Annotated in this window: 15 protein-coding genes; 10 read left to right on the top strand and 5 right to left on the bottom strand. The window is 68.5% G+C overall.

Annotation, left to right across the window (positions count from 1 at the left end; all coding sequences use genetic code 11):
- Nucleotides 1-150 precede the first annotated feature (150 nt).
- Together greA and VG502_RS21005 are read right to left on the bottom strand one after the other, a co-directional pair.
- Nucleotides 151-642, bottom strand: a complete 492-nt coding sequence (gene greA, locus VG502_RS21010; protein ID WP_325552255.1) for a transcription elongation factor GreA — start codon at nt 640-642, stop codon at nt 151-153.
- Nucleotides 643-791: 149 nt separating this feature from the next.
- Nucleotides 792-1,154 (bottom strand): DUF4307 domain-containing protein, encoded by a 363-nt coding sequence (locus VG502_RS21005; protein WP_325552254.1) that lies wholly within the window; start codon nt 1,152-1,154, stop codon nt 792-794.
- Nucleotides 1,155-1,254: 100 nt separating this feature from the next.
- On the opposite strand from VG502_RS21005, the gene mca reads away from it, so the two are divergent.
- Entirely contained in the window at nt 1,255-2,214 is a 960-nt protein-coding gene (gene mca / locus VG502_RS21000) for a mycothiol conjugate amidase Mca (RefSeq protein WP_325552253.1), read from the top strand.
- Nucleotides 2,207-2,467: a hypothetical protein gene (locus tag VG502_RS20995; RefSeq protein WP_325552251.1), complete on the top strand. Its 261-nt coding sequence runs from the start codon at nt 2,207-2,209 to the stop codon at nt 2,465-2,467. Before mca ends, VG502_RS20995 begins: the two co-directional genes overlap by 8 nt.
- Before the next feature lie 20 nt (nt 2,468-2,487).
- Here VG502_RS20995 and trhA read toward each other — a convergent pair whose 3' ends face one another.
- Nucleotides 2,488-3,189: a PAQR family membrane homeostasis protein TrhA gene (gene trhA, locus VG502_RS20990; protein ID WP_325552250.1), complete on the bottom strand. Its 702-nt coding sequence runs from the start codon at nt 3,187-3,189 to the stop codon at nt 2,488-2,490.
- Between the two features lie 117 nt (nt 3,190-3,306).
- On the opposite strand from trhA, the gene VG502_RS20985 reads away from it, so the two are divergent.
- Nucleotides 3,307-4,068: an isoprenyl transferase gene (locus tag VG502_RS20985; protein WP_325552248.1), complete on the top strand. Its 762-nt coding sequence runs from the start codon at nt 3,307-3,309 to the stop codon at nt 4,066-4,068.
- Between the two features lie 144 nt (nt 4,069-4,212).
- On the opposite strand, the gene VG502_RS20980 is transcribed toward VG502_RS20985, so the two are convergent.
- Nucleotides 4,213-5,247, bottom strand: coding sequence for a S66 peptidase family protein (locus VG502_RS20980; RefSeq protein WP_325552247.1), 1,035 nt, complete (start codon nt 5,245-5,247; stop codon nt 4,213-4,215).
- A gap of 358 nt (nt 5,248-5,605) precedes the next feature.
- On the opposite strand from VG502_RS20980, the gene VG502_RS20975 reads away from it, so the two are divergent.
- From VG502_RS20975 to VG502_RS20965, 3 genes are all read left to right on the top strand, one after another.
- The gene (locus tag VG502_RS20975; protein ID WP_325552245.1) at nt 5,606-6,946 is read left to right on the top strand and encodes a PhoH family protein; all 1,341 of its coding nucleotides are present in this window, start codon (nt 5,606-5,608) and stop codon (nt 6,944-6,946) included.
- Nucleotides 6,947-7,203: 257 nt separating this feature from the next.
- Nucleotides 7,204-8,031 (top strand): aggregation-promoting factor C-terminal-like domain-containing protein, encoded by an 828-nt coding sequence (locus VG502_RS20970; protein WP_325552243.1) that lies wholly within the window; start codon nt 7,204-7,206, stop codon nt 8,029-8,031.
- Nucleotides 8,032-8,179: 148 nt separating this feature from the next.
- On the top strand, nt 8,180-8,611 hold the full coding sequence (locus VG502_RS20965) for a hypothetical protein (protein WP_325552242.1): 432 nt from the start codon (nt 8,180-8,182) through the stop codon (nt 8,609-8,611).
- A 1-nt stretch (nt 8,612) separates the two neighbouring features.
- Here the strand turns inward: VG502_RS20965 and coaA are convergent, their stop codons facing one another.
- Nucleotides 8,613-9,575, bottom strand: coding sequence for a type I pantothenate kinase (coaA, locus tag VG502_RS20960; protein ID WP_325552240.1), 963 nt, complete (start codon nt 9,573-9,575; stop codon nt 8,613-8,615).
- Between the two features lie 38 nt (nt 9,576-9,613).
- On the opposite strand from coaA, the gene glmS reads away from it, so the two are divergent.
- From glmS to alr, 4 genes are all read left to right on the top strand, one after another.
- On the top strand, nt 9,614-11,467 hold the full coding sequence (gene glmS / locus VG502_RS20955) for a glutamine--fructose-6-phosphate transaminase (isomerizing) (protein ID WP_325552239.1): 1,854 nt from the start codon (nt 9,614-9,616) through the stop codon (nt 11,465-11,467).
- Nucleotides 11,468-11,469: 2 nt separating this feature from the next.
- Nucleotides 11,470-11,820: a holo-ACP synthase gene (locus VG502_RS20950; protein WP_325552237.1), complete on the top strand. Its 351-nt coding sequence runs from the start codon at nt 11,470-11,472 to the stop codon at nt 11,818-11,820.
- Between the two features lie 10 nt (nt 11,821-11,830).
- A complete protein-coding gene (locus VG502_RS20945; protein WP_325552235.1) occupies nt 11,831-13,309 on the top strand; it encodes a bifunctional ADP-dependent NAD(P)H-hydrate dehydratase/NAD(P)H-hydrate epimerase in 1,479 nt (492 codons plus the stop codon).
- Between the two features lie 63 nt (nt 13,310-13,372).
- Nucleotides 13,373-14,530: an alanine racemase gene (gene alr / locus VG502_RS20940; RefSeq protein ID WP_325552233.1), complete on the top strand. Its 1,158-nt coding sequence runs from the start codon at nt 13,373-13,375 to the stop codon at nt 14,528-14,530.
- The last annotated feature ends 15 nt before the right edge of the window (nt 14,531-14,545 follow it).

Genomic DNA, 14,545 nt, shown 5'->3' with positions numbered 1-14,545 from the left:
CCGTCGTGCTGCGGGCGATCTTCCTGCCGTGCGCGACGGCGGCCTACAAGAAGGCCGTCGCCAAATACCTCGGGGGACCGGTGCGGGGGAACACGAAGGGCGCCTCGCAGCGATCGCTGCGAGGCGCCCTTCGTGTGTGTGGGTGAACGGTCAGCCGGTGTATGCCGTCGCCTCGAGCACCTTGACGTCGATCGTCTTGCCGTTGGGCGCTTCGTAGGAAACGCTGTCGCCGACCTTCGCGCCGTTGATCGCGGCGCCGAGCGGCGACTTCTCGCTGTAGACGTCCAGGGCGGAATCGCCGGCGATCTCGCGGCTGCCGAGGAGGAACTTCTCCTTGTCGCCGAACATCTCGACGGTGATGACCATGCCCGGGCTCACGGTGCCCTCGGTGGAGACGGAATGACCGACGACCGCGTTGCGCAACAGCTCCTCGAGCTGGCGGATGCGGGCCTCCATCTTGCCCTGCTCCTCCTTGGCCGCGTGGTAGCCGCCGTTCTCCTTCAGGTCACCCTCCTGGCGAGCCTCCTCGATCTTGTCGGCGATCTCGGTGCGTCCCTCGCCGGAGAGGTGGTCCAGCTCGGCCTTGAGGCGGTCGTATGCCTCCTGGGTCAAGAAGCTGGCCGATGCGTCAGCAGTGCTCACGGTGTCTCTCCTTAGGTCGGTTGACCCTGGTCAAACAGTTGGTCAAACAATGAGGTCCGGGGCCGCTCCGGCACGTCGCTCGGATGCTGGTCCCAGACCTTGGGTATAGCTGTCAACCATAGCACCGGTGGTCCTGCTACCCGAATTGTTCAGCGGTATTCGCAGTGGTCCACGATGCCGGTCACGGCCTTCGCGACAGTGGGGATGGTGCGCGTGTACTCCGTGGTACGGAACGTGCTGGGAGGCAGCTTCACCGTGAGGACGCCGACCCGGCCGTGACTGATGTCCTGCGCCTCCAGCTGGCAGGTGACCGGCTTGCCGTCCTGGTTCGTGACGTAGAAGGTCACCCGGACGCTGCGGTCGTTCTTGACGACGAAGGGGCCGTTCTCCCAGCTGACACCGCGGGTCGCGGAGATACCCCACCACACTGCGCCCGCGGTCATGATCAGCACGCCGATGATGCCGATGACCCACCACTTGCGATCCTCGGGTGCGGGTCGAGGGATGTTCATGAGGTGAGACAATAGGTCGCGAACTCGGACGATCCCCGGTCGCCCCCTCGGTTGCCCGAGCCGATCGTTCCCCTGAGCACCGTGACAAGGAGTGCAGCACGTGACTGAGGCCCTGCGCCTGATGGCAGTGCACGCCCACCCCGATGACGAATCGAGCAAGGGGTCGGCCACGATGGCCCGCTACGTCGACGAAGGTCACCCCGTCCTGGTGGTCACCTGCACCGGAGGCGAGCGCGGCGACATCCTGAATCCGCGGCTGAAGGGCAACGCGGACATCGCGCGAGACCTGCCCGAGGTGCGGCGCGCCGAGATGGCCAAGGCGCGCGAGATCCTCGGTATCCAGCAGACCTGGCTGGGATTCGTGGATTCCGGTCTGCCGGAAGGTGATCCGCTGCCGCCGCTGCCCGAGGGTTGCTTCGCGCTGGAGCCGCTCGAGATCACCACCGAGGCGCTTGTGCGGGCGATCCGCGAGTTCCGGCCGCACGTCATCACGACGTATGACGAGAACGGCGGCTACCCGCACCCGGATCACATCATGACCCACGACGTGACGCTCGCGGCGTTCGAAGCTGCCGCCGACCCGGAGGCGTTCCCGCACGCGGGAGATCCGTGGCAGCCGTTGAAGCTCTACTACGACCGCGGCTTCTCCAAGGCGAAGATGCTCGCCTTCCACGAGGCGCTGTTGGACGACGGGCGTGAGTCGCCATACGCGGAGTGGCTGGCGCACCGCCAGGACCGCCCGGAGGGCCGGGTCACCACCCGGGTCGAGTGCTCGAAGTACTTCCCCGTGCGCGAGCAGGCACTGCTGGCACACGCGACCCAGATCGACCCCGACGGCACCTTCTTCGCCCTGTCACCGGCCGATCAGGCGCGGATCTGGCCGACGGAGGAATTCGACCTGGCCCGGTCCTACGTGCCGTTCGTCGAGGACGAGGACGACCTGTTCGCGGGGCTGCCGGCCGATGTGGCGGCAGCCGATGCGATGGCGACCGGGGACCTCGGCGAGCCCGTCGTCGACGACGTGAAGCAGCGAGTGGCGCAGGAGGCGACCCATGGGTAGCGGTGGCAACGAGAGCGTGGCGATCACCGCCGGCATCTGGGGTTTCCTCGTGCTGTTCGGCCTGGCGATCGCGTGCTGGCTGCTCTTCCGGAGCATGAACAACCACCTCCGGAAGGCGCAGTGGCAGGAGGAGCACGACCACCCGGTCCGGCAGCGGATCCCGACTGCGCACGCGCGATCGACGGCTCACACGAAGACGCCGGACGCACAGGCGAAGAAGGACGGGCCGGACGACCAGGCCGAAAGCCCCTGAGTCTGCTGCGTTTCCGGAGGTCAGCGGTGGTGGCCGTAGATCGCCAGTGACACCGCGACGTAGTGCGAGATGAACGCCAGGATCGTCAGCGAGTGGAACACCTCGTGGAAGCCGAACCATTGCGGTGACGGGTTCGGTTTCTTGATCCCGTAGACCACTGCGCCCAGCGTGTAGAGGCCTCCGCCAACCGCGATGAGGGTCATCACCGCGGCACCACCGGCATCCAGCAGTGGGCCGAAGTAGAAGATCGCCACCCAGCCGAGTGCGACATAGATCGGCGTGTAGAGCCAGCGCGGTGCACCGACCCAGAAGACCCGGAAGAGCACTCCGAGGATCGCGCCGCCCCACACCAGCAGGAGCAGGCTGAGCTCCTGGGAGCCACGCAACAGCGTCACCGCGAACGGCGTGTAGGTGCCGGCGATGATCAGGAAGATGTTGGAGTGATCCATCCGCTTGAGCGTCCGCTCGACCCTCGTGGACCAGGTCCCGCGGTGGTATGCCGCCGACGTGGCGAACAACAGCACGGCCGTGAAGGCGAACGCGGCCGCACCCAGGCGCTCGCGGGCGGTCGGTGCCAGGCATACCAGCACGATGCCCGCGGCGGCGGCGAAGGGCGTCATACCGGCGTGCAGCCAGCCACGCAGCTTGGGCTTGACGGAGCGCACCAGCTCGGCTGCGTCCTGCTGCAGGGAGCGGGCGGCCGGACGGCGCGACTCGATCATGGGCCAAGGGTAAGTGACTTCGCCCGGACCCAATCCACGCTGCCTGGTCGATGAGACGTGCGCCTCGGCATACTCTGGATGTCTGCAGACTCGACAACAAGAAGTGGGGGACGACCGATGCGCGTCAGTGATCTGCTGTATGCCGCATATGAGCGACACGTGCGCAGGTCCCTGCCGCAGCAGAACCTTCCGCGGCACGTCGGCGTCATGCTCGACGGCAACCGACGGTGGGCCAAGGCGCGCGGAGCGCAGACCGCCGACGGCCATCAGGCGGGTGCCGACAACATCAAGCCGTTGCTCGGCTGGTGCGAGGAGGCCGGTGTCGAGGTCGTCACCCTGTGGCTGCTGTCCACCGACAACCTCAACCGTTCGCCCGCGGAGCTGAAGCCGCTGCTCGGCATCATCGAGGGTGCCGTCCAGGGGTTGGCGGCCGACCAGCGCTGGCGGCTGCACCCGGTCGGCGCCCTCGACCTGCTGCCGGACTCCACCGCCCAGGTCCTGAAGGAGGCCGCCGAGTCCACGGCCGGGGTCGACGGCATGATCGTCAACATCGCCGTCGGGTATGGCGGCCGCCGCGAGATCGCCGATGCGGTGCGCGCGATGCTGCAGGAGCACGCCGCTCGCGGCACCTCGATCGAGGAACTCGCCGAGAGCCTCGACGTCGAGCACATCGCGCAGCACCTCTACACCAAGGGCCAGCCCGACCCCGACCTGGTGATCCGGACCTCGGGGGAGCAGCGGCTCGGCGGCTTCCTGCTGTGGCAGAGCGCGAACTCCGAGTTCTACTTCTGCGAGGCCTACTGGCCCGACTTCCGCCGCGTCGACTTCCTGCGTGCCCTGCGTGCGTATGCCGTGCGCGATCGCCGCCTCGGCAAATAGCAGGTAGTGGCCGCTGTCGCGGCACCACCACCCCGAGCTCGCGAATGACGGCTTCTTCGCCGATTGACGGTCCTATTGCGCCGTCACTCGCCGAGGAAGCCGTCATTCGGCATGGTGGTGTGGTCACCCGCGGGTGGTGGAGACTTATCCGAAATGGGCTGTGATCGTTCGTGATTCGCCGTCGACGGTGACGCTGCCGCCATAGGGCAGGAGCAGCTGCGGGCTGGTGTGCCCGAAGTCGACGTCGAGCGCCACGACGAGCTCGGGGTTGTATTCACGCACTGCGCGCGACACCACCTCGCGGTGCTCGGCACGCCATTTCGCGGCGGCGTCCTGGGTGGTCGGGTGCTCGTGGTCGCTCGCCGGCGGCCGGCCCCAGAGCAGAGCCGACGCGACGCCCAGGAGACCGCGCTCGCCCAGGCTCCGCAGCAGTCGATAGTTCTGCTCCGGCGTCTGCAGCTCCTCGTGCGGTTCGAGCACCAGGATGGCGCCCCGATAGTCGTCGACCGGACGCATCCAGCGGTTCGCAGCCAGCGTCCACTCGACGATCTCCAGGCAGCCACCCCAGGTAAGCGCCGTGACCGTGCGGCGCGGGCCGCTCCAGGTCCAGGGTTCGGCGGGCAGATCCGGGGCGCGATCGGTCAGCGCACGTGGATCGTCCCAGCGGATGCCGACGTCGCGAGTGCGTTCCGGCTGGGTGAGCCGCACGTCGCCGCCGAAGAGCGCAGCCCGTAGCGACTCGAGGTGAACGTCGTCAGGGACAGGTCCGAGATGCACCTGCGTCGAACCGCCATACACGCTCGCAATGCCTTGGAACCACAGGTAATTCGACAGGTTGGTGTTATCGCTGTAGCCGATGAATCGCTTCGGGTTGGCGCGTATGACGTCGGCGTCCAGGTGTGGCAGCACGGTGATCTGGTCGTCGCCGCCGATGGTCGCCATGATCGCCCTGATGCTCGGGTCTGCGAAGGCCGCGGTGACGTCCCGTGCCCGTTCCTTCGGCGTCGCGTCGCGCCGGGTCGTCGGGAACTCCACCGGCTCCAGTCCGAAGTCGTCGCGCAACCGCCCCAGCGCCTGCTCGTGTATGGCGGGGAAGTGCGCCGGCGCCGCCCAGCTCGGCGACAGGATCGCGACGCGATCACCGGGTTCCACGGGCGCGGGCAGCACGGGGGACGTCATGGGCGGTAATTCAACAGGCACACAGGTGGATCGGCAACGGACTTTCCGGTGCGCCCCGCTGTGGCGTTTGGGGCTGAAGGTGCTGCAGTGACTGTGTTGATGACGCGGCTCTGGACGGCCGGTGAACACCTGGTGCGCTGATCGCATTTCGTGCGGTGTGTCGGCTGATGATCGGCCCGACCCGTCGTAGTGTCGATCTTGACGCACCACGATCCCCGTGGGGCGTTCGGGAGGCCCGAGATGGAGCGATCTTTGCTCCGGACGAAGGGCCGGCACCGGCCCTCTCGGGCCCGGTCCCGGCACCTGGTCCGAGAGTAGGTCACACGGCGCGACATGCCGTGTGACGTAGGAGATCGTTATGGCCAACAGCTCCCAGCCCTCCGCTTCGACGTCCACCGCAGACTCGCGTGCAGTGCGCACCTACGTGCTCGACACCTCCGTCCTGTTGTCGGATCCACGTGCGATGACCCGCTTCGCCGAGCACGAGGTCGTGCTTCCGGTGGTCGTCGTGACCGAGTTGGAGGCCAAGCGTCATCACCCCGAGCTGGGCTACTTCGCCCGCTCCACGCTGCGTGCGCTCGACGACCTGAGGGCCACCCACGGCCGCCTCGACGCGCCCGTCCCGATCGGTGACGGGGGCACCCTGCGAGTGGAGCTGAACCACACCGACACGCAGTCGCTGCCGAGTGGGTTTCGCTTGGGGGACAACGACACTCGCATCTTGGCGGTGGCCAAGAACCTCGCCAACGAGGGCCGTGATGTCACCGTGGTCAGCAAGGACATGCCGATGCGGGTGAAGGCATCGGCGGTCGGCCTCCGTGCCGACGAATATCGCGCCGAGCTCGCGGTCGACTCCGGCTGGACCGGGACCACCGAGCTCGATGTCGCACCGGACCTGCTCGACACGCTGTATGACGAGGGTCGCGCCGAGATCCCGGAGGCCGCGGACCTGCCGTGCAACACCGGCGTGGTGATGCTCGGTGCCGGCAGCAGCAGCGCACTCGGCCGGGTCATGGCCGACAAGTCGGTGCGGCTCGTGCGCGGCGACCGTGATGCGTTCGGACTGCACGGCCGGTCCGCCGAGCAGCGCATCGCGCTCGACCTGTTGCTCGATCCCGACGTCGGCATCGTCAGTCTCGGCGGCCGGGCCGGCACCGGGAAGTCCGCGCTGGCACTGTGCGCCGGCCTCGAGGCGGTCATGGAGCGCCGCCAGCACAGCAAGGTGATCGTCTTCCGTCCGCTGTATGCCGTCGGCGGCCAGGAACTCGGCTACCTGCCCGGCACCGAGAACGAAAAGATGGGCCCGTGGGCCCAGGCGGTCTTCGACACGCTCGGTGCCGTGGTGTCCCGGGAAGTGACCGAGGAGGTCATGGATCGCGGTCTGCTCGAGGTGCTGCCGCTGACCCACATCCGCGGCCGCTCGCTGCACGACGCCTTCGTCGTGGTCGACGAAGCACAATCCCTCGAGCGCGGGGTGCTGCTGACGGTCCTGTCCCGGATCGGTCAGAACTCCCGGATCGTGCTCACTCACGACGTGGCACAGCGCGACAACCTGCGGGTGGGTCGGCACGACGGAGTGGCCGCGGTCATCGAGAAGCTCAAGGGTCATCCGCTCTTCGGTCATGTGACGCTGCATCGCAGTGAACGCAGTCCGATCGCGGCGCTGGTGACCGATCTGCTCGAAGGACCTGACGCCTGACCAGTCCCGGACAGCAAAATTTTCTGAGGCCGAATAATCTCGTTTCGGTAACGCGGCGGTCGACTTTCGGGGTAACGTACCTGCGACGCGCTCGACCGACCGGGCCCGCAAGGGTCCGGATGGCGTGATTCTCCCCCCGAGAATCACACCGGCGGGCGCGGCAGTGTGATGCGACAGGACCACTTGGTTCTGTCGCATCGCGCTGCCGGGCCTGCTGAGCGCGTCCGCCATGTCTTCCCCCGAAAGGCTGCTGCTTCATGTCTCGTCCTGTGGGACGTCACCGCGCCCGTCGCGATACCGGGATCGGCGCACTCCGCCGGCCGGCCGTTGCCGCAACTGCAGCGATCTCGACCGTTTCGGTCGCTGCCGCTGCCTACTCCACCGCCGCCACCGCCAACGCGACCGTTGCCGGCACCGCGCAGGCGAAGCTGCTGCTCGGAACCCCGGCAACGACCTCGACCGCACTGCGCGCCGCCAACTCCGGCGTCGCCGCCGACGGTGAGGCGCAGCTCGCCGCAGCGCAGAACGCCGTCAGCGCGCGCAAGGCCGCGGATGCCAAGACCCGGTCGGCCGCGGCCGCTCGCGCTGCCGCGGCGAGCAAGCTGCAGAACGCCGCGAAGTCCAGCGTCGCCGCCGCGCAGAAGGCAGCAGCCAACGCCGCTGCCGAGGAGAAGGCTGCAGCCGCGAAGAAGGCTGCGGAAGCGAAGAAGGCTGCGGAGGCGAAGCGGGCGCGCGCCCTTTCCACCTCGCGCGACAGTTCTCGTCCGCCGGCCGCGGCTTTCAGTGGCAGCCCGCAGGCCTACGCATCCTCGCTGCTGCCGTCATACGGCTGGGACCAGGGCCAGATGGGCTGCCTCGTCAGCCTCTGGAACCGCGAGTCCGGCTGGAACGCCAGCGCCACCAACCCGGGCTCGGGTGCCTACGGCATCCCGCAGTCGTTGCCCGGCTCGAAGATGGCCAGCGCCGGTGCCGACTGGCGCACCAACCCCGCGACACAGATCCGCTGGGGCCTGGGCTACATCAAGGCGACCTACGGCTCGCCGTGCGGCGCCTGGGGTCACTCCCAGGCCACCGGCTGGTACTGAGGCGACTGAGCGCCCTTGTGGCGCTCCGCTGCGGCGGGCGGCTCCGTGTCGGGGGTCGTCGCCGGCCGGGCGATGACAGGTATGGTCGGCGAAACGCCGACACACGAGTGATCGGGATCCTGCCGAACGACGGGCTATTTTGAGCACCATGCTCCTGCACAAGCGCTGGTTCGTGGCGACCTACTGGGTCGTCGCAGTGGTGCTGATCGCCTTCGGCGGTGCACTCGGAGCCAAATGGGGCGACAGCCAGGCACCCACCTTCAACAACAAGGAGAAGGGGTCGGTGCCGGCGAACGGCGTCTCCCACCTGCTCTACCAGCTCTTCGGGGGTGTCCTGCTCGCGCTCGTCGTGGCGGCGGTCTTCGCCGGTGTCTGGCTGCTTCTGTGGGTGCGTACTCGCCGCGCCGAGCAGGCGTTCGCCGGCGATGAGTATGACGACGAGCCCGACACCATGTCCGTCGACGACGTGGAGCACATGTTCGACGAGGACGACGAGGACTCGCTCGACGAGGAACCGGCCGAAGACATGGCCGAGGACGTGGACGACGAGGAGCTTTCGAACCCGTCCGAGAACCGCTGAGTCAGATTTTCCGCAGCCGGATCCGGGTCACGTTGTGACTCGCGTCCTTGCGCAACACCAGCGTCGCGCGACTGCGGGTCGGTGCGACGTTCCGCTCCAGGTTCGGGCCGTTCGTCGTCTCCCAGATCTGCCGGGCGCGTGCCACGGCCTCGTCGTCGGTCAGGGCGGCATACCGGTGGAAGTAGGAGTTCGGGTCGGCGAACGCCGTCTGCCGCCAGCGCAGGAAGCGCTCGACATACCACTGCTTGATGTGGTCCTCGCGGGCGTCGACATAGACCGAGAAGTCGAAGAAGTCCGAGACGGCCAGCGTGCCGCGCTGGTCGGTGGTGGGCGTCGAGGGCTGCAGCACGTTGAGACCCTCGACGATGAGGACGTCGGGCTGCTCGAGGGTGATCTGCTCGCCCGGCACGATGTCGTAGCTCAGGTGCGAGTAGACCGGCGCGGTGACATGCGGTGCGCCGGACTTGACCTCGGTGAGGAAGCGGATCAGCTTGCGCCGGTCGTAGGACTCGGGAAAACCCTTGCGTTGCAACAAGTTCCGGCGCTCGAGCTCCGCATTGGGGAACAGGAAGCCGTCGGTGGTGACCAGATCGACGCGCGGTGCACCGGGCCAGCGGGCGAGCAGCTCGCGCAGGATGCGCGCCGTGGTCGACTTGCCGACCGCCACGGAGCCGGCGATGCCGATGACGAACGGCGTGCGCGCCGGGCGCTCGCCGAGGAAGTCGGTGGTGACGCGGTGCAGCCGGCCGGTCGCGGCGACGAAGATGTTCAGCAAACGGGAGAGCGGCAGGTAGATGTCCTCCACCTCCGGGATGTCCAGGCGGTCGCCGGTGCTGCGCAGCCGCCGGACGTCCTCGCTGGTCAGGCTCATCGGATGGGAGTCACGCAGGCCGATCCACGCGGCCCGATCGAACTCGACATAGGGCGACGGAACGGGCATGCGGCTGCGAGACACGCTGGCCATTGTCCACGACACGTCGGCCATCAGGTTCAATAGCTGCCATGTGTGGAATCGTCGGGTATGTCGGCTCACAGGTCAGTCCTCGAGCCCAGGATGTGGTGATGGAGGGCCTGGCCCGACTCGAATACCGCGGGTACGACTCCGCCGGGATCGCCCTGGTGGGGGACGGGACGGTCGAGACGCGCAAGCGCGCCGGAAAGCTCGCCAACCTGACCGGTGACATCGAGGGGCAGCCGCTGGCAGTCTCCCGCACCGCGATCGGGCACACGCGCTGGGCGACCCACGGCGGACCGACCGACGCGAACGCACATCCGCACCTGGGCGGACCGGACGGCAAGCTGGCGCTGATCCACAACGGCATCATCGAGAACTTCCACGCGCTGCGCACCGAGCTCCTGGCGACCGGGGTCGAGTTCACGTCGGAAACCGACACCGAGGTCGTCGCACACCTGCTGGCCAAGGCGTATGACGGGGACCTGACCGCTGCGATGCGCACCGTCGTCGCCCGTCTGGAGGGCGCTTTCACGCTGCTCGCCATACACGCAGACCAGCCGGGCGTCGTGGTCGGCGCGCGCCGCAACAGCCCGCTGGTGGTCGGGCTCGGAGAGGGTGAGAACTTCCTCGGCTCCGACGTCGCGGCATTCATCGGATACACCCGCGAGGCGATGGAGCTCGAGCAGGACCAGATCGTCACGATCACCCCGGACAGTGTCGAGGTCATCGGCTTCGACGGTGAGCCGGCGAAGGGCAAGACCTTCCACGTGGACTGGGACGCCGCGGCCGCCGAGAAGGGCGGCTACGAGTGGTTCATGGCCAAGGAGATCCAGGAGCAGCCGCAGGCGGTCGCCGACACGCTGCTCGGTCGCACCGACGAGGCCGGCGCGCTCGTGCTCGACGAGTTGCGCATCTCCGAGACGCAACTGCGCGACGTCGACCGGATCACCTTCGTCGCGTGTGGCACTGCGGCATACGCGGGCATGGTGGCGAAATATGCGATCGAGCGCTGGACGCGGATCCCTGTCGAGGTCGCGCTGGCTCACGAGTTCCGTTACTGCGACCCCATCGCCGACGAGCGCACGCTGGTCGTGTCGATCAGCCAGTCCGGCGAGACGATGGACACCCTGATGGCCGTCAAGCACGCTCGCGATCTGGGCGCCCTCACCGTGTCGATCTGCAACACGCACGGCGCGACCATCCCGCGCGAGTCGGACGCCGTTCTCTACACCCACGCCGGACCCGAGATCGCGGTCGCCTCCACGAAGGGCTTCCTGGCGCAGATCACCGCGTGCTACCTGCTCGGCCTCTACCTCGCGCAGTTGCGCGGTGAGTCGTATGCCGACGACGCGCGTGTCGTGCTGGGCGAGTTGCATGAAATACCGGATCGCATCGCCGAAGTGCTCGAGCGCCTCGACCGGGTCCGCGAGATAGCGCACTTCATGGCCGACACCCGCTCGGTGCTCTTCCTCGGGCGGCACGTCGGCTTCCCGATCGCGCTCGAGGGCGCCTTGAAGCTGAAGGAACTCGCCTACATCCACGCCGAGGGTTTCGCCGCCGGCGAGCTGAAGCACGGCCCGATCGCGCTCATCGAGCCGGGCCAGCCGGTCTTCATCGTGGTGCCAGGGCCGGACACCCCGCACGGGCTGCACGGCAAGGTCGTCTCCAACATCCAGGAGATCCGCGCTCGCGGCGCGCGCACCATCGTCATCGCGCAGGACGGCGACACCGCTGTGGAGCCGTTCGCCGACGAGGTGATCCGCGTGCCGCGCACGTCGCCGATGCTGCAGCCGCTGCTGACGGCGGTGCCGTTGCAGGTCTTCGCGATGGAACTGGCCAATGCCAAGGGACTGGATGTCGACCAGCCGCGCAACCTGGCCAAGTCCGTGACGGTCGAATAACTGTGATCGTCGGGGTCGGCATCGACGTGGTCGACGTGGCGCGCTTCATGACCAAGCTCGAGGCGACCCCGCGACTGATGACGCGGCTGTTCGCCGAGCAGGAGCGCGACCTGCCGCCCAACTCGCTGGCCGGTCGGTTCGCGGCGAAGGAGGCGCTGGCCAAGGCGCTCGGTGCCCCGGTCGGGTTGCACTGGGTCGACGCGATCGTCGTCAAGGACGAGGTCGGCAAGCCATCCCTGGAGTTGCAGGGCTCGGTCCAAGCGCGTGCGGCCGAGCTCGGCATACGCTCATTGCATCTGTCGATCTCGCACGATGCGGGCATTGCGTCCGCGGTGGTGATCGCCGAAAGCTAGGAGGCGCAGCATGATTCGGGCGTATGACGTGCCGGCGGTGCGAGCCGCCGAAGACGCTGTCCGCGCGTCGCTGCCCGACGGCGAGCTGATGCAACGTGCTGCCACCGGGCTGGGACGGGTCGCCGCGGCGCGACTGGCCGAGGAGGACTCCGACCGCGTGGTCGTGCTCGCGGGCGGCGGTGACAACGGCGGTGACGCCCTGTACGCCGCAGTGCAACTGGCTGCTGACGGCGCGGACGTCGCCGCGATCCTGGTCGGCTCGCGAACACACGAGCAGGCGTTGACGGCAGCCACCGGGAGCGGCGTCGCGATCCTCGAATGGCGCTCCGGCGCGGCGCCGGTCGAGGTGCGTGAGGCGCTCTCGGCCGCGCAGCTGGTGATCGACGGCGTCCTCGGCATCGGCGGCCGACCCGGCCTGCCGGACCACCTGCGGGAGCTGCCCGACCTGATCGCCGACGAGGCGCTGGTGCTCGCCGTGGACCTGCCGTCGGGGCTGGATCCGGCGGGTGAGGTTCGTAGCGACGGGATCTTCGCCGACGAGACGGTGACGTTCAGTCTGGCCAAGCCGGTGCACCTCATGCCGGCGACCGAGCAGGCGGTCGGATTGCTCACCGTGATCGACATCGGTGTGCCCGATCCGGAAGTCGCTGCGGTGCAACGGTTTTCGCATGCCGAAGTGGCGGGCTCCTGGCCGGTGCCCGCTCCGGGTGATGACAAGTACTCACGTGGTGTGCTCGGTGTGATCACCGGTGGCGAGCACTACACCGGGGCGGCGCTGATGTCGGTCACCGCGGCGGTCACCGCCGGTGTGGGGATGGTCCGGTACGTCGGCCCCGAAGCCCCCAGCAACCTGCTGCGCCAGGCGGTCCCGGAGGCGGTCTTCGGAGTCGGCCGCGTGCAGGCCTGGCTGATCGGGTCCGGGATGGACATGAGCGACGCCTCGCCGGAGCAGCTGTCGGCGGCGCGGGACGCGCTCGCCTCCGACCTGCCGGTGCTGCTCGACGCCGGTGGCCTCGACCTGCTCGAGCAGCCGCGGACGGCGCCGACCCTGCTGACACCGCATCTGGGGGAGCTGCTGCGGTTGGCGAACCGACTCGGCATACCGGGTGAGGGTGGCGAGCTGACGGCGGACGACGTGCACCGTGCCCCGACCGTCGCCGCGCGCAAGGTGGCCGACCGGCTGCGGTGCACGGTGCTGGTCAAGGGCGCAGTGACAGCCGTGGTGCCGCCGTCGGACACCGGTTCTCCGATCCTCACGCAGGCTGACGGACCCGCCTGGCTCGCGACCGCGGGCAGCGGTGACGTCCTCGGCGGTGTGTGCGGGGCGCTGCTCGCCTCCGGCATGGACCCGCTTCGGGCGGGTGCGCTCGGTGCGCTGGTGCACGGCGTCGCGGGGGAGCGTGCCAATCCCGGCGGACCCCTGCGTGCGATGGACGTCGCACACGAGCTCGGCCGAACGGTCGCACACCTGCTGCGACTGCCGTCCTAGGACCGATCGGACACGGCCCGACGGGTGCGTGGCTCCGCGAGCCGAGGTGCCACACTTGCCCCTGTGACTGACCAGCCGAAGGCCCTTCTTGGCGGAGTACCCGCACGGGTGATCGTCGATCTCGACGCCATCGCCCACAACGTCGAGGTGTTGCAACGCTACGCCGGTGACGCGATGGTGATGGCCGTCGTCAAGGGCGACGCCTACGGACACGGCCTCGTCCCGAGCGCTCGCGCGGCGCTGCGTGGTGGCGCGCACTGGCTCGGCGTGGCGCAGCTGCAGGAGGCACTCGCGCTGCGCAGCGCCGGCATCACCGCCCCGGTGCTGACCTGGTTGCACGCGCCCGGGATGGACTTCACCGCGGCGATCGCGGCGGACATCGATCTCGGCGTGCCCGCCGTCTGGGAGCTCGACGCGATCGCGGCCGCAGCACGCGAGACCGGGAAGACGGCACGGGTGCAGCTCAAGGTCGACACCGGGCTCGCGCGCAACGGCGCGTTCGGACCGGACTGGCCGCTACTCGTCGAAGCAGCCAAGCGCCATGCCGCCGACGGAACCGTCACTGTGACAGGGGTTTTCACCCACTTCGCGTTTGCCGATGCCCCGCACCACCCGACCGTGCAAGCCCAGCAGGTGCGTTTCGCTGACGCCGTGCGTGACTGCGAGCGCGCCGGATTCGATCTCGAGGTGCGGCACATGTCCAACTCGGCGGCCACGCTGACGACGCCCCGGGCCGCGTTCGACATGGTGCGGCCCGGCCTCTCGGTCTACGGGCTCTCGCCGGTGCCCGACATCGGCGGACCATCCCGTTTCGGACTCGTCCCGGCCATGACAGTCACCGCGAATGTGACTGTCACCAAACGGGTTCCGGTCGGCCAGGGCGTGAGTTACGGACACACCTATGTGACGCCGCGGGAGACGACGCTCATCGACATCCCGTGCGGGTATGCCGACGGCGTGCCGCGCGCGGCCTCGTCCAAGGGCACCGTGCAGGTCGGCGGCCGGCAGTTCACCATTGCGGGGCGGGTCTGCATGGACCAGTTCGTGGTCGACGTCGGCGACCTGCCCGTGCAGGCCGGTGATGAGGTGATCCTCTTCGGGAACGGCGCGAACGGCGAGCCCACAGCGCAGGACTGGGCCGCGGCCACCGACACCATCAGCTACGAGATCGTCACCCGGATGAGCTCGCGGCTGCCGCGGATCTACCTGGGCGAACGTTGAGAATCACACCCCGAA

Origin of the sequence: Flexivirga sp. (assembly GCF_035551235.1) — a bacterium.
Lineage (GTDB): Bacteria > Actinomycetota > Actinomycetes > Actinomycetales > Dermatophilaceae > Flexivirga.
Note: the sequence above shows the minus strand (reverse complement) of the source record. Positions and strands in the feature narration are given on the sequence as shown.